At 69.9% G+C, this 18,916-nt stretch carries 18 protein-coding genes; 8 read left to right on the plus strand and 10 right to left on the minus strand.

The window, feature by feature from the left end; genetic code table 11:
- Positions 1-156 precede the first annotated feature (156 nt).
- Together AB0J33_RS22655 and AB0J33_RS22660 are read left to right on the plus strand one after the other, a co-directional pair.
- Entirely contained in the window at positions 157-771 is a 615-nt protein-coding gene (locus tag AB0J33_RS22655) for a hypothetical protein (protein ID WP_363616004.1), read from the plus strand.
- Positions 772-1,231: 460 nt separating this feature from the next.
- The gene (locus tag AB0J33_RS22660; protein ID WP_363616005.1) at positions 1,232-2,272 is read left to right on the plus strand and encodes a hypothetical protein; all 1,041 of its coding nucleotides are present in this window, start codon (positions 1,232-1,234) and stop codon (positions 2,270-2,272) included.
- 123 nt (positions 2,273-2,395) lie between these two features.
- Here the strand turns inward: AB0J33_RS22660 and AB0J33_RS22665 are convergent, their stop codons facing one another.
- The 3 genes from AB0J33_RS22665 to AB0J33_RS22675 are packed head-to-tail and all read right to left on the minus strand — an operon-like array spanning position 2,396 to position 4,794.
- Positions 2,396-2,860, minus strand: a complete 465-nt coding sequence (locus AB0J33_RS22665) for a hypothetical protein (RefSeq protein ID WP_363616006.1) — start codon at positions 2,858-2,860, stop codon at positions 2,396-2,398.
- Positions 2,835-3,476 carry a sigma-70 family RNA polymerase sigma factor gene (locus AB0J33_RS22670; protein WP_363616007.1) on the minus strand — a complete coding sequence of 214 codons (642 nt, stop codon included), beginning with the start codon at positions 3,474-3,476 and terminating at the stop codon, positions 2,835-2,837. Before AB0J33_RS22670 ends, AB0J33_RS22665 begins: the two co-directional genes overlap by 26 nt.
- A 28-nt stretch (positions 3,477-3,504) precedes the next feature.
- Positions 3,505-4,794, minus strand: coding sequence for a S8/S53 family peptidase (locus tag AB0J33_RS22675; protein ID WP_363616008.1), 1,290 nt, complete (start codon positions 4,792-4,794; stop codon positions 3,505-3,507).
- A 210-nt stretch (positions 4,795-5,004) separates the two neighbouring features.
- On the opposite strand from AB0J33_RS22675, the gene AB0J33_RS22680 reads away from it, so the two are divergent.
- Entirely contained in the window at positions 5,005-7,617 is a 2,613-nt protein-coding gene (locus AB0J33_RS22680) for a CHAT domain-containing protein (protein WP_363616009.1), read from the plus strand.
- A 209-nt stretch (positions 7,618-7,826) separates the two neighbouring features.
- On the opposite strand, the gene AB0J33_RS22685 is transcribed toward AB0J33_RS22680, so the two are convergent.
- On the minus strand, positions 7,827-8,516 hold the full coding sequence (locus AB0J33_RS22685) for a TetR/AcrR family transcriptional regulator (RefSeq protein ID WP_363616010.1): 690 nt from the start codon (positions 8,514-8,516) through the stop codon (positions 7,827-7,829).
- A 110-nt stretch (positions 8,517-8,626) separates the two neighbouring features.
- Here AB0J33_RS22685 and AB0J33_RS22690 point away from each other — a divergent pair, with 110 nt between their 5' ends.
- Positions 8,627-9,337, plus strand: a complete 711-nt coding sequence (locus AB0J33_RS22690) for a DUF4386 domain-containing protein (RefSeq protein ID WP_363616011.1) — start codon at positions 8,627-8,629, stop codon at positions 9,335-9,337.
- A gap of 135 nt (positions 9,338-9,472) precedes the next feature.
- Positions 9,473-10,336: an alpha/beta hydrolase gene (locus AB0J33_RS22695; protein WP_363616012.1), complete on the plus strand. Its 864-nt coding sequence runs from the start codon at positions 9,473-9,475 to the stop codon at positions 10,334-10,336.
- Positions 10,337-10,833: 497 nt separating this feature from the next.
- On the opposite strand, the gene AB0J33_RS22700 is transcribed toward AB0J33_RS22695, so the two are convergent.
- Complete coding sequence (locus AB0J33_RS22700; protein WP_363616013.1) at positions 10,834-11,424, minus strand: TetR/AcrR family transcriptional regulator; 591 nt, start codon at positions 11,422-11,424, stop codon at positions 10,834-10,836.
- A gap of 84 nt (positions 11,425-11,508) precedes the next feature.
- On the opposite strand from AB0J33_RS22700, the gene AB0J33_RS22705 reads away from it, so the two are divergent.
- Entirely contained in the window at positions 11,509-12,429 is a 921-nt protein-coding gene (locus AB0J33_RS22705) for an NmrA/HSCARG family protein (RefSeq protein ID WP_363616014.1), read from the plus strand.
- A gap of 107 nt (positions 12,430-12,536) precedes the next feature.
- Here the strand turns inward: AB0J33_RS22705 and AB0J33_RS22710 are convergent, their stop codons facing one another.
- The 4 genes from AB0J33_RS22710 to AB0J33_RS22725 are packed head-to-tail and all read right to left on the minus strand — an operon-like array spanning position 12,537 to position 16,766.
- Positions 12,537-13,559 carry a methyltransferase gene (locus tag AB0J33_RS22710; protein ID WP_363616015.1) on the minus strand — a complete coding sequence of 341 codons (1,023 nt, stop codon included), beginning with the start codon at positions 13,557-13,559 and terminating at the stop codon, positions 12,537-12,539.
- Complete coding sequence (locus AB0J33_RS22715) at positions 13,556-14,716, minus strand: aminotransferase class V-fold PLP-dependent enzyme (protein WP_363616016.1); 1,161 nt, start codon at positions 14,714-14,716, stop codon at positions 13,556-13,558. The genes AB0J33_RS22710 and AB0J33_RS22715 overlap by 4 nt, the downstream gene beginning before the upstream one ends.
- The gene (locus AB0J33_RS22720) at positions 14,717-15,910 is read right to left on the minus strand and encodes a tryptophan 2,3-dioxygenase family protein (protein ID WP_363616017.1); all 1,194 of its coding nucleotides are present in this window, start codon (positions 15,908-15,910) and stop codon (positions 14,717-14,719) included.
- Between the two features lie 13 nt (positions 15,911-15,923).
- Entirely contained in the window at positions 15,924-16,766 is an 843-nt protein-coding gene (locus tag AB0J33_RS22725; protein ID WP_363616018.1) for a tryptophan 2,3-dioxygenase family protein, read from the minus strand.
- 794 nt (positions 16,767-17,560) lie between these two features.
- Here AB0J33_RS22725 and AB0J33_RS22730 point away from each other — a divergent pair.
- Both AB0J33_RS22730 and AB0J33_RS22735 read left to right on the plus strand, forming a co-directional pair.
- Positions 17,561-17,905 (plus strand): metalloregulator ArsR/SmtB family transcription factor, encoded by a 345-nt coding sequence (locus AB0J33_RS22730; protein WP_363616019.1) that lies wholly within the window; start codon positions 17,561-17,563, stop codon positions 17,903-17,905.
- Positions 17,905-18,621, plus strand: a complete 717-nt coding sequence (locus tag AB0J33_RS22735) for a cation transporter (protein ID WP_363616020.1) — start codon at positions 17,905-17,907, stop codon at positions 18,619-18,621. Before AB0J33_RS22730 ends, AB0J33_RS22735 begins: the two co-directional genes overlap by 1 nt.
- A 23-nt stretch (positions 18,622-18,644) precedes the next feature.
- Here AB0J33_RS22735 and AB0J33_RS22740 read toward each other — a convergent pair whose 3' ends face one another.
- Positions 18,645-18,863, minus strand: a complete 219-nt coding sequence (locus AB0J33_RS22740) for a hypothetical protein (protein WP_363616021.1) — start codon at positions 18,861-18,863, stop codon at positions 18,645-18,647.
- Positions 18,864-18,916 lie beyond the last annotated feature (53 nt).

Below are 18,916 nucleotides of genomic sequence, written 5' to 3' on the forward strand. Positions count from 1 at the left end.
GCTGGGAAGAACCGTGGCGCAGCCCGCGGGAACAGAGCTGGCACAGCGAAGATCACGACGACAGGGTGCAGCGGGGGCCGGGCTACAGTGTTCGTTTCCGGGGGGCCAGCCGGAGCAGGCGTTCCCTCGCCGAGTGACGACGGGTAGGAGCCGGCGGTGGAGATGGTCGAGCAGCTTCTTTCCCGGACGGATGCCGTCTATCAGAGGTGGTTGGCGTCGATCTTCAATGACGTCGTCGCCGACGAGGTAGTCGTGTTCTGCCTGGACTCCCTGCAGGAGCGCCACACGACCTACGGGATCGGCGAGTGGCTCACGGGCTATCTCATGATCGGCCAAGAGGGCGATCGGGGATTGTTCCTCAGGTGCGACGGTAGCGCCGGCCCAGTCTTCCGCGCCGACCTGGGTGGTCTCGGCGAAGCCGACCTCGATGTTGCTGCATCCGTGTTCGAGGTGTGGCTGCATTCCCGCTTCGCCCTGCCACCCGACCCGGAACCGGAGCTGCCGACAACCGCCGACGTCTATGTAGACAACATGCCAGTCGATGCCGTCCAGCTGCTGGTACGGGTCAGGAAACTGCTGGGTGCGGGTTGGCGGTTCGGGAACCTGAGGGAACTGCTCTCCGCCCAACCGTTCCTGGCGGCGAGGTCAGCTCGTCTGCCCGCGCTGCGTCGCGAACTCGAGCACGCTCCCGAGTTGCGCCCGTACGTGCACTACGCCACCGATCACGGCTTGGAAGCAGTATGGTCGCCCGTCCGCCCAGCGAGCCGTTGACCTGACGGACGTCCTCGGCTCCGCATCTGTCGGGAGCGTGGCCGTGGTGGAAACGGCAGTGGATGTCGCGTGACTGAGCGCCGTCCTACCGCCTGCGCGGGGACCTGGTGGTGGTCTGCGGTGACTTCAACCTGGTACCTGGTAGTGAGACATTCAGCGTTCTGGCCGAAATCGGCCTGACCGACCTCGTCGGCGCGGCCGACACGAGGACGTCTCACTACCCTAAGCAACATCAATCAACCACCTTGGTTCCTTGAAACGGATCGGACCGGCGTGCCGACCGCTCCGACACCTACCCGCATCGACATCCGTCGCTTTTGCCGGTCCTGGCGTCATCTGCCGGCAGGACCCGCAACGGTATTTCCCGGCGCAATGACGGCTCTTCAACTACGTCATCGCGCCGACACGGCATCGAAACACGCCGGGTTCGGCGTCCCCCGTCGATGGGAGAAAACCTGTCATGGGCAAGGTAGGAAAGCGCGTCCGCCGCTCGACGCTGGCCGTACTCACAGGCGCGGCGCTGGCCGCTCTGCTGGCGGTCACCGCCGCCGCCGCGGCACCCGGCGAGGCACCCGGCGAGGCACCGCAGAGCAAGGCCGCCGCGGCGGCCCGTACCGACGTCTACCTCAAGGACGTCGCCGCCGACACCGGTGTCCAACCACACTCGTACAGCCCGTTGTGGGCCAGCCCCGACATCAAGGTCTGCCCGACCGCCGTGGAGTGTGCCGTCAGTCAGAACCCGATCGTCGGCGTCACCAACTACCTTTTCCTGAAGTTGCGCAATGCCGGCCCGTACGGCTCGGGCATCGACAACGGGGTGCTTCGGGTCTACCGGACGACCCCGGGCGGCGGGGCCACCTGGCCGACGCACTGGACCCAGATCGGCGCGGTCAGCGTGCCCGTCTACCCGGGTGTCACCACGGTGACGATCCCGTGGACCGGGGTGCCCGGACCGGGCCACTTCTGCCTGTTGGCGCGCTGGGTGTCCCCCACCGACCCGATGACGTTCGAGGGCCCGAGCACCAGCGTCAACACCCAGTACAACAACAACGTCGCCTGGCGCAATGTCGACTCGGTCCGGCTCACGCCGGGCGGGCCGCGGGTCATCCGACCCTTCGCCATCGGCAACGTGACCGCCGCGGAGACCAGGAACGACCTGGTCTTCACCCAGCCGGCGGAGCAGGCCCGGGGTGCCCGGGTCTTCGTCGACCTCGGCCCGACCCTGTTCGAGCGCTGGCAGTCCACCGGCAAGGTCGGTACGGGCATCCGCCAGGTCGGCAAGACCGAGTTGGAGATCGTGGAACCGACGAAGGCCAGCATAAGCGGGCTGGTGTTGAAGCCCGGTGAGCGCCTCGAATTCTCCCTGGCCTTCTCGGCCGACACCGCCCTCGCCAAGGAGACCGCGCTCAACGTGACCCAGTTCGGGCCGGACGCCGACGGCACTGAGCGCGCTGACCTCGGTGGGGTGCAGTACCTGCTGGCAGGTGAGCAGCGGGGCTAGCGCGGGTCGTCGCCACCTCCGGGTGGGGCGCGGGCCGTCCGGCCCGCGCCCCACCGTCGTCGGTCGAGCCGGGGGCCGGACACCGGGTGGGCATCGCCGGCCGCACCGGGAGCCGAGCAGCGGTCAGCGCAGACAGACCCAGGCGGTGGACACCGCGTACCCGGGGGTGCGCGCGCACAACTGGACCGGGCCCGGCGGTGGGACGCCCAACGAGAAGAAGCCCACCGCGTCCACTGACGCCTCGTCGTAGGTGCCGGAGGCCGTACGGGCACTCACCCGTCCGCCACCGGACGGGGAGCACTGTCCGACGATGCCGGCGTCGCTCACCTCGATCTCCACCACCACCGACCCGCTGCGGAACGACAGCGTTCGCGCGGACGCGGCAGAGCGGGTCATTCCCACCAGTTCGGCGTCGACCGCCGAGTCGAACGTCAGCTCGGCGACGGCCAGTTCCGCGTCTGCGGTACGCCAGGTGAACGCTGCCAACGCCGCGCTCAGGTAGGCCTCCGAGACCGGCCCGGCGTCCCACAACGCCGCACCCAGCTCCGCCGTCAGCGCATCGTCACCGACCGGCGGCCACGGCTCCATCCGGCTCACCCCCGTTCGTACCGATGGCGGACGCGCCGAGAAACTCGACGATCGCCGGACATGCCCGCAGCCTGCGCAGGCAACGGGCCTGGGTGGGTCCGATGCTGCCCACCGGAACGCCCAACCGCTCGGCGACCTCCCGGTAGCTCACCGGCGGGTCGGCCGTCAGCAGCGCCAACAACGCCTGGCAGCGCGACGGAAGCTGGACGAAACCCTCGCGCAACGCCTGCCGCCGCTCCGCGCGCAGCAACTCGTCGTCCGGGCCGGGAGCCATCGCGGCCAGCTCCCGGGAGAACCCTTGGTAGGTCTCCAGCGACTGGTCGTACGGGTCGACGGGTTGGGCGCGGCGGCTGAGACGGGACAACCGGTAGCACTCGCGCCGGGCTGTGGTGGCCAGCCAGCCCGGCAACGCCTCGGGTTCGCGTACCCGGCCCAGTTGCTCCACCAGGCGAAGCCAGACGGTCTGGTTGACATCGGCCGCATCCGCCCGACTGAGGTCGTACGCCCGGATGACCGAGTACACGATCGGGGTGTACCGGCGTACCAGCTCGGCCCAGGCCGACTCGTCGCCGCCGGCGGCGGCGGACAGCAGGCTGGTCGCGCTGGCACCGGTCACCGGGTCACCGCCCGGCCGTCGACGCGGCTCATCCGACGAGCACCCCGTAGTCCGGATGCCAGCGGGGGGCGGCGAGCAGGGTCGTGCGCGCGGCGTCCGCGCTGAGGCCCGCAGCGGTCATCAGGGCGGCGAGCCGCCCGGAGACGTGTGCGGTGGCGAACGAGGTCCCCGCCCAGATGGCGAACCCGTGGAACTGCCGTACCGGCCGCCCGGGTAGCGGCAGCTGCCCCTCCACGTAGGTGCTGTGTCGCTCGCCCAGCGCGCAGGCGTCCACCCAGCGCCCGTAGCCGCTGTCGACCGCCGGCACCGGACCGCCGGCCGTCTGGCTGACCGCCGCGACCGCCAGCACCCGGTCCAGGGCGGCGGGCCAGAGCGGACGGCTGGTGCCGGCGTTGCCGGCCGCAGCGACCACGGCGCTCGTCCTCGGCAGCGCCGCCAGCGCGTTGGCCAGTGGCAGTGACGGCTGATCGTCCAGGGTGTATCCGCCCAGCGAGAGGTTGAACACGGAAACCTGTGGTGCGAGCCGGCTCAGGGCGGCCACCACCGTGGCCTCGTCCCCCACCCCGGTCGGGTCCAGGGCCTGCTCCGGGTCGACGCGTACCCCCGGCGCGGCCTGCCGGACCACCCCCGCGACGAAGGTGCCGTGCCCGCCCTGCGGGGCGAGCACGTCGGTGTGCACGTAGAGCGGGTCCTCGTCGTCGAGCTGCGGCAGATAGGCGCCGCCGAGCCACTGTGGATGGCAGGTGCCGGCCTGCTGCCAGATCCCGGTGTCGCAGATGCCGACGGTGACGTCTGCGCCCTCGCCGAGCCGGGTCGGGTCGGGCGGCGGCAGCGCCGCGGCCGGGCGGGGTGGCGTGCCCGGGTTTCCCATGATGTTGCCCAAGCCGAGCAGCACATGGTGCGGCTGCACCGCCGGCACCGGTTGGCCGGGCCACTGCCGGGGGTCGCGCAGTTTCCCCACCACGCCGGGGATGTCGGTCTCCCGATCGAACAGCAGCCGGGTGACACCGGCGAAGCCGGCTCCGACAGTCACCGGATAATCGTGGGTGCGCAACCAGGTGCTCACCCGTTTGACGTCGACGTCGGCGGCGAGCAGTTGCCGGGGCCGGTAGAGGATCTCCCGCCCCGGCGCGGTGTACCGGCGCACGTTCTGGTCGGCTGCCAGCGCCGCTTCGAACGCCTTTTGGTAGGCATCGGCGTCCGCATCGCCAGCGACCGCCGGGGCGGGGCGTGGTACGAGACCGAACGGTGCCGCCACGGCCAGCGCGGACAGCGCCAGGACCCGCCGTCGGGACAGCCGGCCGGCCGGACCCGGCATCCTGTGGTGGTCGGACGGCGGCACGGAACCTCCATGCTCGTGCGAGAAGCGCGCTCACTGATGGTGGGCGCGGCAAATTCCCCGACCGCCAATTATTCCTGACCATCGCTTGTTGTCAATTGAACAATCAAGTAGAACATCCATTGACGACATTCCCGTGACGGATTCTCGACGTTGACTCGCGGCTGTCCGTCGTGGACTCTCTAGGGCATGCCCGACAGCACCGGTTCCGGTGCCTCGGCGGCCCAGGCGGCACTCGACGCCGTCCAGCGATACCCACCCGAGGCGATCATGATCGCCCACCAGGTGCTCGCCGGCCAGAGCGCCGACGACGACGAGCGCTCCACCGCCGAGCGGGCCATCGGCTTGGCCCTGCGTGAGCTCAACGACCTGACCGGCGCGCTGCGCCACCTACGCCGGGCGGTACGGGCCGCCGGCACACCCCGTACCCAGGCGCTGGCCCGGATGAGCCTCGGGTACGTGCTGGCCAACGCGGGTCGTACCGCTGCGGCGCTGCGGGCCGTGACCGCCGCGCTGCCCCAGCTCACCGGTGCCGACGCCGGCCGAGCCCGGATGCAGCGGGGGGTGGTGCTGCACTACCGCGGCCGCTATGCCGAGGCGGTGCGCGACTACGGCATCGCCATCGACATCGCCCAACGCGAAGGCGACCCACTCCTGGAGGCCCGCGCCCGCAACAATCGTGGACTACTCAACGCGCACCGGGGCTCCCCCGGCGGCACCGACGACGACCTCTCCCGGGCGGCGGCGGTCTTCCGCCGGCTCGGACTCGACCTCGCGGCGGCAGACGCCCGCTGGAACAGTGGCATCGCCGCCGGGCAACGGGGCGAGATCGCCGTGGCGCTACGCTGCTTCGCCGACGTCGACGAGGAGTACCGGCGGCTCGCGGTCCCCCGTCCGGCGCTGCTGCTGGACCGGTTCGAGCTGCTGCTGTCGGTGCCGCTGCTCTACGAGGCGGTCGAGGTCGCCGCCGCCGCCGTACGGGAACTGCACCGCCGAGGAATGGCCTCGGACCTCGCCGAGGCGCTGCTCGCCCAGGCCCGGGCCGCGCTCCTCGCCGACGACCTGGACACCGCGAGCGCGGCTGCCGCCCAGGCCCGGGTCAGGTTCCGGCGTCAGGGCCGCCGCACCTGGGCCGCCTTCGCCCGGCACGTCGAACTGCGCGCGGAGTTCCGCCGCGGCACCCGGACGGCGGCCCTGCTCGCCGCGATGGTGCGGACCGCCGGCCAGCTCGACGCCACCGGGTGGCCAGGACCGGCGCTGACCACCCGCATCGAAGCCGGCCTGCTGGCCGCCGCCTCCGGTCGCGTCGACCGGGCCGTGGCCCTGCTCGACGTGGCAGCCCAGGCCCGCCGTCGCGGCACCGCCCCCCGCCGCGCCCAGGGGTGGTACGCCTTGGCCCGGTCGCGCCGGCTCACCGGAGACGACTCCGGTGCGGCCCGGGCCCTGCGCCGGGGGCTGGCCGTCCTCGACCGGCACCGCACGTCGCTCGGTGCCACGGAGCTGCGGGCGCACAGCGGGACGTACGGGCAGGAGCTGGCCGCCGAGGGCCTCGACATCGCGGTCCGCGCCGGCTCGCCCGCCCGGACCCTGGCCTGGGCCGAACGCTGGCGGGCCAACACCCTGCGGATGCGGCCGGCCCTGCCCCCCGACGACCCGGACCTGTTCGCGGCGCTCACCGAACTCCGGCTCGTCAGTAGCCTGCTGGAGGACACCGTCCTGGCTGGCCGGCCGGCCCACGCCCTGCGCAGCCGGCAGGCCCGGCTGGAGCGGCGCATCCAGGACCTGGCCCGCCGGGTGCCCGGCGGGAGCGGCGTGGTGACCCCGCCCGGCGTGGGCGTGCTCGCCGGGCGGCTCGGCGCCCGCGTGCTGGTCGAACTGGTCGCCCACGGCGACCGGCTCCGGGCGGTGCTGGTCCGCGACGGCCGGGCCAGCCTGCACGACCTCGGCCCGCTCGCCGAGGCGGTGCCCCTGGTCCGGTGGCACCGGTTCGCCCTGCGCCGACTGGTCACCACCGGCGACACGCCCACCGCGCGGGCCGGGGCCAGGCACGCCGCCGCCACCCTGGACCGCCAGCTCTTCGATCCGTTGCGGCGGCACCTCGGCGACCGCCCCCTGGTGATCGTGCCGGTCGGGGCTCTACACGCCGTGCCGTGGTCGGGGTTGCCGACCTGCGCCGGACGTCCCGTGACGGTTGCCCCGTCGGCCACCGCCTGGCTCAGTGCGGACGGCCGGCAACCATCGGCCGGGCCCTCGGTCCTGGCCTGCGGGCCGCGCCTGCCGGCCGGCCGGGCCGAGGTACGCCGACTCGCGCAGGTGCTGCCCGGGGCCACCCTGCTCACCGGTGCGGACGCCACCGCCGACGCGTTGACCGCGGCGCTGGACGGGGCCGGCCTGGTCCACATCGCCGCCCACGGCTCGTTCCGCGCCGACAACCCCCAGTTCTCCACCCTGGAGCTGGCCGACGGGCCGCTGTTCGCGTACGAGTGGGAAGGGGTCTCCCGGCCGCCCGGCTGCGTGGTGCTCTCCGCCTGCGACTCGGGGCTGACCGGGGTGCGTCCCGGCGACGAGGTCATGGGCTTCACCGCCGTGCTGCTCGCCCTGGGCGCACGGTGCCTGATCGCCACCGTGCTGCCGGTGCCGTCCGACCCCACCACCGCGCTCATGCTGGACCTGCACCGACGGATGCGGGCCGGCGTCCGCCCCGCCCAGGCCCTCGCCGACGCCCAGCAGGCCTTCGCCAACCCCGGCGACGGCACCGCCGGGGCCACGGCGGCGGCGTTCGTCTGCCTCGGTGCCGGTTGACGCCGCGCCGATCCGCCGCATCGGTCCGCCGGCCCCCTGCGGCTGTACACAGGACGTGCTCGAGATCGCTATCCGAATCGCCGCCATGTCGGTAACGGCGCCCGCTGGCAGGCACGGCGTACTGGAACGGCATACGCGAGCAGCCGGGTCGTAGCGGCGGGTTCGCCTTCCACGCGGGCGGGCGGGCCGTGGCCGCCGGTGGTGCGCCCTCAGGCGCGGAGGCGTTCCAGCCCGTCCAGGAGCAGGTCGAGGGTGAACTCGAACTCGGTCTGGCCGTCGCACCAACCGAGGGTGGGGTCGGTGACGTCGTGGATCTCGGTGGCCACCATGGCCGTCAGGTGCGGTAGCGCCTCGGCCATCGCGGCCAGGTCCGCCTCCGCGACGTCGTCCTCCATGCTCCCGCCAGCCGACGACGGGCTGAAGGTCTCCTGCGCGAATCCGAGCGGCAGACTGCCGAACGCGTGCATCGCCCGATGCGCGAGGCGGTGCGAGAACCCCGCACCGAGCAGGGTGCCCACGATCCCGTCGTAGTACGCGTACAGACCGACGGGGATGGTGCGGCGCGAGCCCAACAGCCCGGGCACCCACGGGTGACGCAGCATGATCTGACGCGCCGCGAGGAACTGCCGGCGCAGCCGCGTCCGCCAGTCTTCATCCCCGCCGTTCGTGGCCTTGCCACCAGCCGCCGCACCGATCTCGGCGACCACGGTCTCCACGACGCCGTCGAGGAGTGCCTCCTTGGCGGGCAGATGGTGGTAGAGCGACATGGCCTCGACACCGAGATCGGCAGCGAGGCGCCGCATCGTCAGCGCCTTGACCCCCTCAGCGTCCGCAAGGGCAACCGCCGCTGCCAGTACGCGCTCGCGGCTGAGCGGTTGCCGAGCTGCCTTCGCTGCCACCTGTCCCCCATCTCTTGCCAGCACCTTACATCGTATGGTTACCTTACATCGTAAGGTTGGTGCTCGGAGCGCGACCACCACCACGCCGGTACGGCCCCAAAGGAGCCACCATGCCCGCGCTGATCCGTACGGCCCGCGTGACCGGGCTGCTCTACCTCGCCCTCGCCTTCGCCGGCGCACTCGGCTTTCTGCTCATCCGACCGCGACTCTTCAGTGCCGAGGACCCCAACGCGACGCTCGCCAACGTGGTCCAGCATGAATCACTCGCGCGCGTCGGAGTCGCCTTCGAGCTGCTCATCGTCATCAGCCAGGCCCTCGCCGCCGCATGGTTCTATCGACTGTTCCGCACCGCGGACCGACTCGCCGCCGGCGCCATCGCCGCCTTCGGCCTCATCAACGCGGTCGTGGTCCTCGTCAGCGCGGCACTGCTCGCCACGGCTGTCGACCTCGCGCTCGACCCGGTCGGCGACGTGGCGGCCACCGTCCAACTTCTCTACCTCACCAGCGGCAACCTGTGGGGCGTCGGAGCGCTGTTCTTCGGCCTCTGGCTCATCCCCATGGGACGCTGCGTGCTCCGCTCGAACTGGATGCCCCGCCCGCTCGGCTGGATCCTCGTCGGCGGCGGCATCGGATACCTGCTCAGCGCATTCATCGGATACCTCGCCCCTGACGCACAGGCCATCGCCGACGTTCTGGTCGCTCCCGCGACGATCGGTGAGTTCTGGATGATCGGCTACCTACTGACGCGCGGCGTCCGCCGCCACGCATACGACCAGGCACCATCCAACGGGCAACCGGAGGCCGCGCCGGTGACCGCCTAGCTGTGCTCTGCAAAGGTTCACAACCATTGGAGTAGCGCGGCAATCGTGACGGTGGCCTGGTACGAGCCTAGGCCCGGTGCGGTCACGGCGACGAGTGGATGTTTTGTTCGGCGGGAGACCGGATACCTGTCGCGCATGTTCGACGGTTTCGACGACGAGCGGGTCGACGTCGGGGAGGTGGAACTCCGAGTCCGGTATGCGGGGCACGGGCCTGCGGTTCTCCTCATTCACGGCCATCCGCGGACGGGAGCGACGTGGCATCGGGTCGCGCCGCAGCTGGTTGATCGCGGGTTCACCGTCGTCTGCCCCGACATGCGCGGCTACGGACAATCCGGCAAGGCACAGATCCTCGCTGATCACTCCCAGCAGTCCAAGCGTGCGGTCGCCACGGACATGGTCCGGCTGATGGCTGAACTGGGCCACCCGACGTTCGCGACGGTCGGGCACGACCGTGGGTCGTACGTGGCGTTACGCCTCGCGCTGGACCATCCCGACGCGGTCAATCGTCTGGTGGCCATCGACGGTGTGCCCATCAGCGAGGCCCTTGCCCGGTGCGATGCGAAGTTCGCCCATGACTGGTACCACTGGTTCTTCTTCGCCCAGCCGGACAAGCCGGAGCGAGCCATCGCCGCCGACCCTGATGCCTGGTACGCCGGTAAGGCCAGGCCCGAAAGCATGGGAGCCGAGAACTACCAGGAGTTCCGGCAGGCCATCCACGATGCGGCCACCGTACGGGCCATGCTCGAGGACTACCGGGCCGGGCTCGGCGTTGACCGAGCGCACGAGGAGGCCGACCGGCGTGACGGTCGCACTGTCCGCTGCCCAACTCTCCTGCTCTGGTCGACCCGCGACGACATGGAAGACCTGTACGGCGATCCGCTAGCCGTCTGGCGCCCGTGGGCCACCGATCTACGCGGCCACTCGATCGAGTCCGGCCACCACGTCGCCGAGGAGAACCCCGACGACCTGACCGCAGCCCTGCACCGCTTTCTGTCCTGAGCCGCCCACCCCGCACGGCACCACCCGCACCTCTCCGGCTTTCACGTAGTCGCGAGTATCCGGATGTGCCGCTGTCACGGCGCGGGCGCACTGTGCGCCCTTCCCCGGCTGATCGCCGGTCGTAGCGTCGCGGCGGCGGGTGACGTCACCCGCCGGTTCCGGTTGCCGATCAGACGATGAACGGAGGGCAGGTGACACGTACCCGCACCCTCCACGATTGCCACAAGCGTGCGTGCTTATCACTGCCGCAGTGCCGGTCGTTCTCGCCGCGACAGACAGATGGAAGCGCCCGCTTCGACCTCTGCCGACGGTCGGCCGCACTGCCACTCCGGGCAGCGCAGCCCACCCGCCCTACGGTGCGGTCCCCGGTGGCCGGACCTCGAACACCTGCCCTCGGCGGTCGGATCGCACGCCTGCTCTGTGGATCCATCGTCCGGCGGGTCTCTGCGGCGATATTCCTGCTGTCGATTGAACGTTGGCGCAGGCTCGGCACGCGATCACCCGTGCCGAAAGTTCGACGCCCGATAACCGTCCAGTCCGAAGGTCAGCAACCGTTCACCCTGGTTTTTGGAGCTCTGCTCGCCCGCCCACGCCGCGGCGTTGATGAGGGCGTACAGGTCTGCGGCGGTGGCGTCCGGCCGCACCTCACCGGTCGCCCGGCCCCGCGCCACGAGGCCCTCCCCGGCGGCGAGCACCGTCTTGCATGCCATGTGCAGCTCAGAGGTTTCGTCCTCGACGGCCTGCATCAACGCGGTGCCCAGCCCTCGGTAGGTCGCGGTGTGGCTCAACGCCGCGTGCGCCCAGGTGGTTAGGCCCTCGAAAGGCGAGGGGTGGGCGAGTAATTCCTGGCCGATTGCGGCCAAGGCCCGCATCCGGTCTCCCATGAGCGCCTCCAGCAGCGCGCGCCGGGTGGGGAAATGGCCGTAGAGCGTGCCGTTGGCCACCCCGGACCGGCGCGCGATCTCCTCCAGTGAGAAGTCCGCGCCGTGTTCGGCGAACGCGGCCGCCGCCTCGGCCAACAGTCGTTCGTAGTTACGGCGTGCATCCGCACGCATGCGGCGCCGGGGTACCGGTGTGCCGATGTCCATTGGCAGAACCTCGCTGGAAAAGTCGAGACTGTCTCAATATACTTCTCGGGGCAGCCTCACTTTAACGTTCGGAGATCCCACCACATGACCACGCCCCTGACGCGTTCCTTCTCATTCGCAACTGCCTCGAGCAGGGCAGACAAACCCATCCTCGTCATCGGCGCCACCGGCCGACAGGGCGCAGCCACCGCCGTCCGCCTGCTGGCCGACGGCTGGCCGGTCCGCGTGCTGGTCCGGGACCCCGCCGTCGCGGCCGTCCGCGAGCTAGCCGCTGCGGGCGCCGAGCCACTCCAGGGTGACCTGGACGATCCTGGCAGCCTCAGTGCGGCCATGGCCGGCGCCCATGGCGTCTTCGCTGTCACCCCCGACGACCTGAACAGCGAACGCGAGATCCGGCGCGGCCAGCACCTGGCAGACGCCGCAGCAGCGGCCGGTGTCGCCCACCTGGTCTTCACCTCCGTCGGCGGTGCCGAGCGGGGCACCGGAATCTCCTACTGGGAGAGCAAATGGGCCATCGAGCAGCACATCGCCGCACTCGGGCTGCCGGCCACCGTTCTGCGACCGGTGCGATTCATGGAGAACCACGCCATTCCCGGGTCGTGGCTGGGCGGCATCTCCACCGACGGCGTCCTGCGCCACCTCTTCGCCCCCGACGTCCCCGTACAGCTCATCGCAGTGACCGACATCGGCGCTTTCGCCGCTCTCGCTTTCGCCGACCCCGCCACATACCTCGGCCAGGCCATCGAGCTGGCAGGCGACGAGCTCACACCCGAGGCCACCGTGCGCCTGATCAGCCGGCACCTCGGGCGCCAAGTCACGTATCAGCAGGTGGCGGGCGACGGGATGAACCTGACCGAGGACACCCTGCGAGCTTTCACCGCCCAACGTGGACTGTGGCGCGCAGACATCCCAGCCCTACGCCGCCGTCACCCCGACCTGCTGGACTTCCCCGGCTGGCTGGACGGCGGCGGCGCCGACGCTGTCGCCGCGCTTCTCGACGGTTGACCGCCTCGGCTCGCCGGGCTGGCAGCCGCGGGCGCAGTTCCGCATGGCGTCTTGTTGCTCGCACCGACAGGCCCCGCATGGCTCAAGGCTCTACGCTGCTCGTCCGGTCAGCCCGGCTTGTGTGCCACGACGAGTTCCCAGCTTCCGGGCAGGACCTGGATGTCGGTGAATCCGACCTCCCCGAGCAGCTTGGTGTAGAAGCTGACCTCGCGAAGCCGGCTGACGGCGCTGTCGACGCCGATGAGAAAGTAGGACCAGAAGAATTGCATTGCGAGCCGGTCCGGAGTGCGGAACTCCTCGCAGATCAGCAGCAGCCCACCCGGCGACAGGGCCTCGTATGCCTTCTTGACGAGTCGGCGGGAGTCCGGGGTGGGCCAGTCGTGCAGTACCCGGACGAACGCGAGCGCGTCATAGCCGGCCGGTAAGGGCTCGGTGAAGAAGTCACCGGCGACGAACCCGAGTCGTTCCGGGTGGGCGCACCGCTTGCGGGTCTCCTCGACCAGCGGGGCGACGGCCGGCAGATTGTAGACATCGGCCAGCAAGTCCGGGGCGTTGTCGAGGACGTGAGCGGCAAGCGTGCCGGCACCACCGCCGACGTCGAGGAAGCGCCGTCGCCCTGGCCACAAGCGGTGCGCGTGCTGGTCGAAGGTCTTGATGACCGGTCCGAGCCCCAGGGACATGCTCCGCTCGAACGCCTCCGTCTGTTCGTCGGTTTTGGGAGGCCAGGAGAAGTCGTCGTCGGTCATGCTCACGTCACCGCGGAGGCTCTCCTCCAATCGGCCGTGCAACCGCTGCCATGGGTACGTGTCGCGGTCGTGTTCGATTGCGCCGGGTCCGACGGCAGCCGCCGCAGCCTCGCGGAGCCCGGTGACGCCGTGATACGTCGTCTCGGTGATGTCGTCGCTCGGTTCGTTTCGGCTGACGAACCCGAGACTTTCCAGGCAATCCAGGAACTTGTAGAGCCGCAAGGGTTGCATCTGGAAGCGTTCCGCGAGCTCGCGAAGGCTCACCGGCCCGGCTTCGAGCGCGTCGAGCAACCCGACGCTGAGCGCGGTCGTCACCACGTCGACGGCTTTGGGACCGTTGAAGAGCAGGCTCATGAGCGCACGCGGCGAGAACGTGGTGGTCATCGCCCACCCCCTTGTGCCACGTCCTCGAGCGCGTCCATGAACTCGTCGATCTCGTCCAACGTGTTGTAGATGTGGGGGCCGATCCGTAGGTAACCGCGCCAGCTGCAGATCATGTCGCGTTGGGCCAGTCGGTGCTTGATCGCCTCGCCGTCCGGGATGTCCAGGCACACGACGCCGCCGCGGCGCTGCGGCTCCACGGGGCTGACCACCGGGATGCTGGCGGCTTCGGCCCGCCTGATGATCCGGTCTGTGCAGATCAGTGAATGTGCTCGGATCGCCTCGATGCCGATACCGCTGAGCAGATCCAGGCCGACTTGGGAGATGAGCGACGTGAGCGGGAACGGTGTCCCAGCGGTGAACCGTCGGGCGTCGGGCGCCCAGCCCGTGGACGGCTGGAACGTCAGCGCTCGGTCGCCTGCCTGCCAGCCGGTTGCTGCGGGTTCGAGGCCGGGCAACAAATCGGGGCGCACGTACAGGAAGGCGTTGCCGACGCCACACATCCACTTGTGCGCACCGCCGAGGACAAAGTCGACGTCGAGTGCCGTGACGTCGAGCGGCATGATGCCGACGCTTTGGAACGCGTCGACGATCACCAGGGCACCGACGGTGTGCGCGTGTTTCACCAGGCGGTCCAGGTCGATGGTGGCCCCGGACGAGTAGCTGGCGTGTGGCACGCACACGAGCAGCGTCCGCTCATTGATCCGCCGCAGCAGTTCATCCTCGTCGAGGTGTGGCCCGCCCGAGCCGACCACGTCCAACTCGGCACCGTATCGCCGGAACGCGTTCCAGATGAATGGGATGGTCGGGAACTCCAGGTCGGTCGTCACCACCCGGTTGCGGGGTGCCCGGTAGTCGAAACAGGAGGCGACCCGCGCCAGTAAGGTGCTCAGGTTGGCGTCGATGGCCACGCTGCCCGGCTGGGCGTTGATGAACGCCGCCAATCCGTCGGTGTATTTCTGGAGGCCGCCGTGCCAGTCTTCCCAGACTCCGTCGCGCCAGGTACGTAGTGTTTCCCAGTAGTCCGTCAGGACGCGTTCAGCGCCCTGCGGTACGGCACCGGTCGAGTTGTTGTTGAGGTAGACACAGGTGCTTAGCAGCGGAAACTGCTCGCGCAGCGTCGCCTGTGTATGGGCGGAAGGTTCAGGAAGTGCGTTCATCTAGGATCGCCTCGCGTTGTCTGCCGCGGTGAAGACTGGTACGGATCGGACCGCCGCCAGGTATGAAGTGCCCTGGGTGTATCCGGTGCCCGTACGAGTGCCGAGCATCCGGGTGGCAATTCGGTAGTGGGTCTGCCGCCACTGGGCCAGTGCGTCCGCGAACTCGCCCATCCGCCTGTCGAGTAGGAGTCGGTCAGGTTCGCGCAGGCGGCCGAGTCGACTCGCCTCGTGGTAGGCGTGCGCGACCGAGGGCTGGCCGGCCAGCACCTGATCGCGCACCTCAGGCACGGACAGGTAGGCGGTGGAGGACAGGCGCTTCTCCTCCGGCGGGTGGCACAGCGACTCGACGAGTTTGTAGGACCGGGACTGGATGGCGCTGGCACCCTCGGTGTAGACGCGGAAGGCGCGGAACGATTCCGGCTGAATGGTGGCAATCAGCGAGAACAGTGGCGCGGCAGCATTGAGTAGTTGCCGGCCGTATGCGAGTCGGTCGGCCGCCGCACCGGCATGCCCGTCCGTCAGAGCCTCGACCGTCGCCCGTATCTCGGCGGCGAGCATCGCGAACGTGGCCTCGTATGCCTGAAGTACCCGGATGAACAGGTACTCGTCGTGCACCACGTAGACCGGCAGCATTGCGGTCAGCAGTTCGCGCCGCTCTGCGGGGCTCTGGTCCTCGACCACCGCAGCGTGCAACACGGCCACCGCGTCGGCAGGCTCGGTCGGATGGACCGTGGTCGACTGACCCTGCCGGGCCAACGCCGCCGACATCACCCGGAGCCCGAGCCGATAGCGCTTGGCCACCCGTTCCGGTCCCGGTCGTTGCAGGGGAAGCAGGTCCGTCGTACCGGCTTGGGCTGCCAACTCGAACGCAAGGGCGTCGGCGATGAGGTGCACGAAGAGGCGGTCGTGTTGCCGTCGCAGGTCGTCCCGCCGCTCGTTGGTGGACTCTTCGCGCGGCATTCGCAGCAGGTGCAACGCCAGGTAGCTTTGGTAGTCGTATCGACCGTCGCGTTTGTCGAGCGTGATGTCGAGAAAGTTCCGCAGGAGTCTTGTTTCCCCGGTTTGCGGCGTGAGCGCTCGAACCCGGTTGAGGAGATCGAGGACGTCGTCGGCGACGAAGTGCTTGCCTGTCCGGTGGAACTCAGCCACGACCGTCGCGTAAGGAAAGGCGCCGGCGTCGGCGCCGGCCGACACCCAGTTCGTCAGCTCACGCAAGGCAGCTCTCGCCCGCCGAGCTGCCCAGGGCAAGGTTCGCGCGTACCCGCCACAGGTCGGGAAAGAAACGGTAGTCAATCAGTTTGGCGAGCATGCCCGATGGGCTCCCTGCGGTCCCGATGACACCGTGGCTGCCAACCCGGATCGCGAGCTTGTAGTGCCGCACCCGCCATGACGAGATCCGATCGTCGAACTCCACCATGGCCTCGGCGAACCGGTAGACAGGGTCGGACGGTTCCCGGGAGTAGAGCGTCACCAGGTCGACCCCCCGGTCGGCGAGGAAGGCGGCGAAGGCCCGGCCGAGTTTGCGGCCCGCGGCCTGGGTCCGCCGCCAGCCCGGCGATTCCGCGCCCGACCCATTGCCGAGTGCCGGCTGCATCGCCTGGAAATCCGTCGGCCGCAGGTGGCCCAACATGTCGAGTTGATCGGTGATGAGCCGTACGGCGAGCGTTGCCCTAGCGAGCAGAAGTTCGGCGGACGCGGCCTCACCCGCGTCGATTCGGGCAATCGCCTCATTCAGTTCGGCCGCTGCCAGTTTGAGCCACAGTTCACTGGACTGGTGCGTCACCTGAAAGAGCAGTTCATCACGGTGAATCATCTCCCCAGGCCGCCTCTGCAGATCGAGCAACGCCTCCGTACGCATGTAACGCGCATAGTCGGTGTCACCCTCGCCAGGCAGCGCGGGCGCCTCGTTCTCTCGCTTCACGAACGCATCCCTTCCGGCCGGCCCGGGGCTGTCCGACCCGATCCGGAGAAAATCATCGCGTGCCCCGACGGCAAATGACAATAGGAAGTCCGAACCGCCCGATACAAGATCTTCGTTAAGCATCCACATCCGCCGAAGTCAATGAGTAAAACAGGTTTCGATGAATGTGATGATTGTCTCCCTTGCGCAACCCGGCTTTCGGCCCATCCCAATACCCGCAGGAGCTGCGTTGCGGTCACTCGGTCGCGGGTCCGAGCACGGCGACCGGTTCTCCGGCCACACGTCGAGGCGCCCCCCGTCAGGCGACCCGCCCCGAGCCCGGTCAGCAGCCGTCGCGTACGCACCACCGCACCGAGAACAGGTCGAGGTATGTGTAGCGCCGTCGCGGCAGGAGACGACAGCGCCGCCGTGATCGCGGGGACCGGTGCCAGCGTGGAGGTGCACGGCGGTGGGTTATTCAGCGGCCAAGGAGAACATCACCTGCATACCCACGACTCGGCCGTCAGGTGCGAGGTAGCCGACCGTGACGGAGTGCCGCTACGTGGATGGCACCGACTTGACCTTCGCGAATTTCCCGGCCGGCTTCGTTGGTGATGCGCAGGGCCAGTCCGGGCACGGTCGCGCCCAGGAGACGATGCCGCGCTTCGGGCGGCCGGGGATGGCGAGGGCGGCGATCCGTTGCGTCTCAAGAGCGGCGCGGTCGAAGTGTCGCCATCGCACTCGGCGGTGCTGCCCGGCCGCCGTCACGTGGTGGCTGTGGCCATGGTCGTGGCCCATCAGTGGTTCTCCCTCGCCGCGCCGGCACCGTCGCGCTAGCCGATCAGACCGGAAGTCATGCCTATATGCGCACACCACGACGATTCCTTCGAGCCGCGCCAAGACTCGTGATCAAATAGTTCAGCATTCTGTTTATTCACCAGGTGATGTACTGTTGCGTAGTGGAGACCCTGACGCATGGACAGGTCCTGGCCCGCTTCGGTCACGCCCTGTCCGACCCGGTCCGCGCCCGGCTCCTTCTCACTCTGCGCGAGGGGCCCGGCTACCCGGCGGACCTCGCCGACCTGCTGGGCACAAGCCGGCAGAACCTCTCCAACCACCTGGCGTGCCTGCGCGGCTGCGGCCTCGTCATCGCCGTGCCAGAGGGTCGCCGCAGCCGCTACGAACTCGCCGACGCGCGCCTCGCGCACGCCCTCGGAGACCTCCTCGGCCTGGTCCTGGCCGTCGATCCGGCCGCCTGCCCGGCCGCCGCTTCCGAAGGGTGCTGCTGATGAACGCGCCACTTCCGCTGGTGTCAGTCGGCCCGTCACCGGCCCGCCGCTCGATCCTGATCCGGCGGGTACGCCTGTTCGTCGCCGCGACAATCACCTACAACATCGTCGAGGCGACCGTAGCGATCACCGCCGGCAGGATGGCCTCCTCGACCGCGCTGATCGGGTTCGGGCTCGACTCCGTCATCGAGGTGGCCTCCGCCGCCGCCGTCGCCTGGCAGTTCTCCGGCCCCGACCACGAACGCCGGGAACGCGCCGCGCTGCGTGTCATCGCGCTGTCGTTCTTCGCTCTGGCCGCGTACGTATCCGTCGAGTCGGTTCGCGCGCTCGTCGGCGCGGACCGCGCGGAGCACTCCACGACCGGTCTGGTCCTGGCCGTCGTGTCCCTGGCGGTGATGCCGGTCCTGTCGGCCGCGCAACGCCGCGCGGGGCGCGAACTCGGGTCAGCCTCGGCCGTCGCGGACTCCAAGCAGACCCTGCTGTGCACGTACCTCTCGGCGGTGCTGCTGGTCGGGCTCGCGGTGAACTCGCTGTTCGGCTGGTGGTGGGCCGACCCCGCCGCCGCGTTGATCATCGCCGCAGTCGCGGTGAAGGAAGGCCGCGACGCCTGGCGCGGCGACAGCTGCTGCGTCCCCAGCGCTGCCCTACGCTCCCCCGCCGCAGGCGAGGACGCCAGCGGGTGCGACGACGGGTGCCGCACCACCGACACCCGCTGAGCGGAACCTGCGGACGCGGGAGGTTACTCTTCGATCACCGCCGTAGGTGCCGTGCGGCGAGCCGGACGCGGTGGCAATCGCCCACCGGCCAGCAGGACGACGCCGATGGTGGCGACCACGGCGAACCCCTCGATGCCGATCAGGGAGTTGGCGATTCCGAGCGGCACCCGGGCCGAAACCGGCGTCCGCTGGTACCAGAAGATGTAGGGCCTCACGACCGACGGCGCGTTCGGCCCGCGCACCTGGCCCAAGATGGGTGTGACGGTCCGGTCCTGACCTGCGCCTCCTCGGGGGC

It is taken from the genome of Micromonospora sp. NPDC049645 (assembly GCF_040675155.1).
GTDB lineage: Bacteria > Actinomycetota > Actinomycetes > Mycobacteriales > Micromonosporaceae > Micromonospora.

Bases quoted from the DNA above. Each gene is read 5' to 3' on its own strand.
- AB0J33_RS22695 (WP_363616012.1), top strand. From the start codon at position 9,473: ATGTTCGACGGTTTCGACGACGAGCGGGTCGACGTCGGGGAGGTGGAA.
- AB0J33_RS22675 (WP_363616008.1), bottom strand. From the start codon at position 4,794: ATGCCGGGTCCGGCCGGCCGGCTGTCCCGACGGCGGGTCCTGGCGCTG.
- AB0J33_RS22690 (WP_363616011.1), top strand. From the start codon at position 8,627: ATGCCCGCGCTGATCCGTACGGCCCGCGTGACCGGGCTGCTCTACCTC.
- AB0J33_RS22660 (WP_363616005.1), top strand. From the start codon at position 1,232: ATGGGCAAGGTAGGAAAGCGCGTCCGCCGCTCGACGCTGGCCGTACTC.
- AB0J33_RS22730 (WP_363616019.1), top strand. From the start codon at position 17,561: ATGTACTGTTGCGTAGTGGAGACCCTGACGCATGGACAGGTCCTGGCC.
- AB0J33_RS22725 (WP_363616018.1), bottom strand. From the start codon at position 16,766: ATGTGGATGCTTAACGAAGATCTTGTATCGGGCGGTTCGGACTTCCTA.
- AB0J33_RS22710 (WP_363616015.1), bottom strand. From the start codon at position 13,559: ATGACCACCACGTTCTCGCCGCGTGCGCTCATGAGCCTGCTCTTCAAC.
- AB0J33_RS22735 (WP_363616020.1), top strand. From the start codon at position 17,905: ATGAACGCGCCACTTCCGCTGGTGTCAGTCGGCCCGTCACCGGCCCGC.
- AB0J33_RS22665 (WP_363616006.1), bottom strand. From the start codon at position 2,860: ATGGAGCCGTGGCCGCCGGTCGGTGACGATGCGCTGACGGCGGAGCTG.
- AB0J33_RS22700 (WP_363616013.1), bottom strand. From the start codon at position 11,424: ATGGACATCGGCACACCGGTACCCCGGCGCCGCATGCGTGCGGATGCA.
- AB0J33_RS22680 (WP_363616009.1), top strand. From the start codon at position 5,005: ATGCCCGACAGCACCGGTTCCGGTGCCTCGGCGGCCCAGGCGGCACTC.
- AB0J33_RS22705 (WP_363616014.1), top strand. From the start codon at position 11,509: ATGACCACGCCCCTGACGCGTTCCTTCTCATTCGCAACTGCCTCGAGC.
- AB0J33_RS22715 (WP_363616016.1), bottom strand. From the start codon at position 14,716: ATGAACGCACTTCCTGAACCTTCCGCCCATACACAGGCGACGCTGCGC.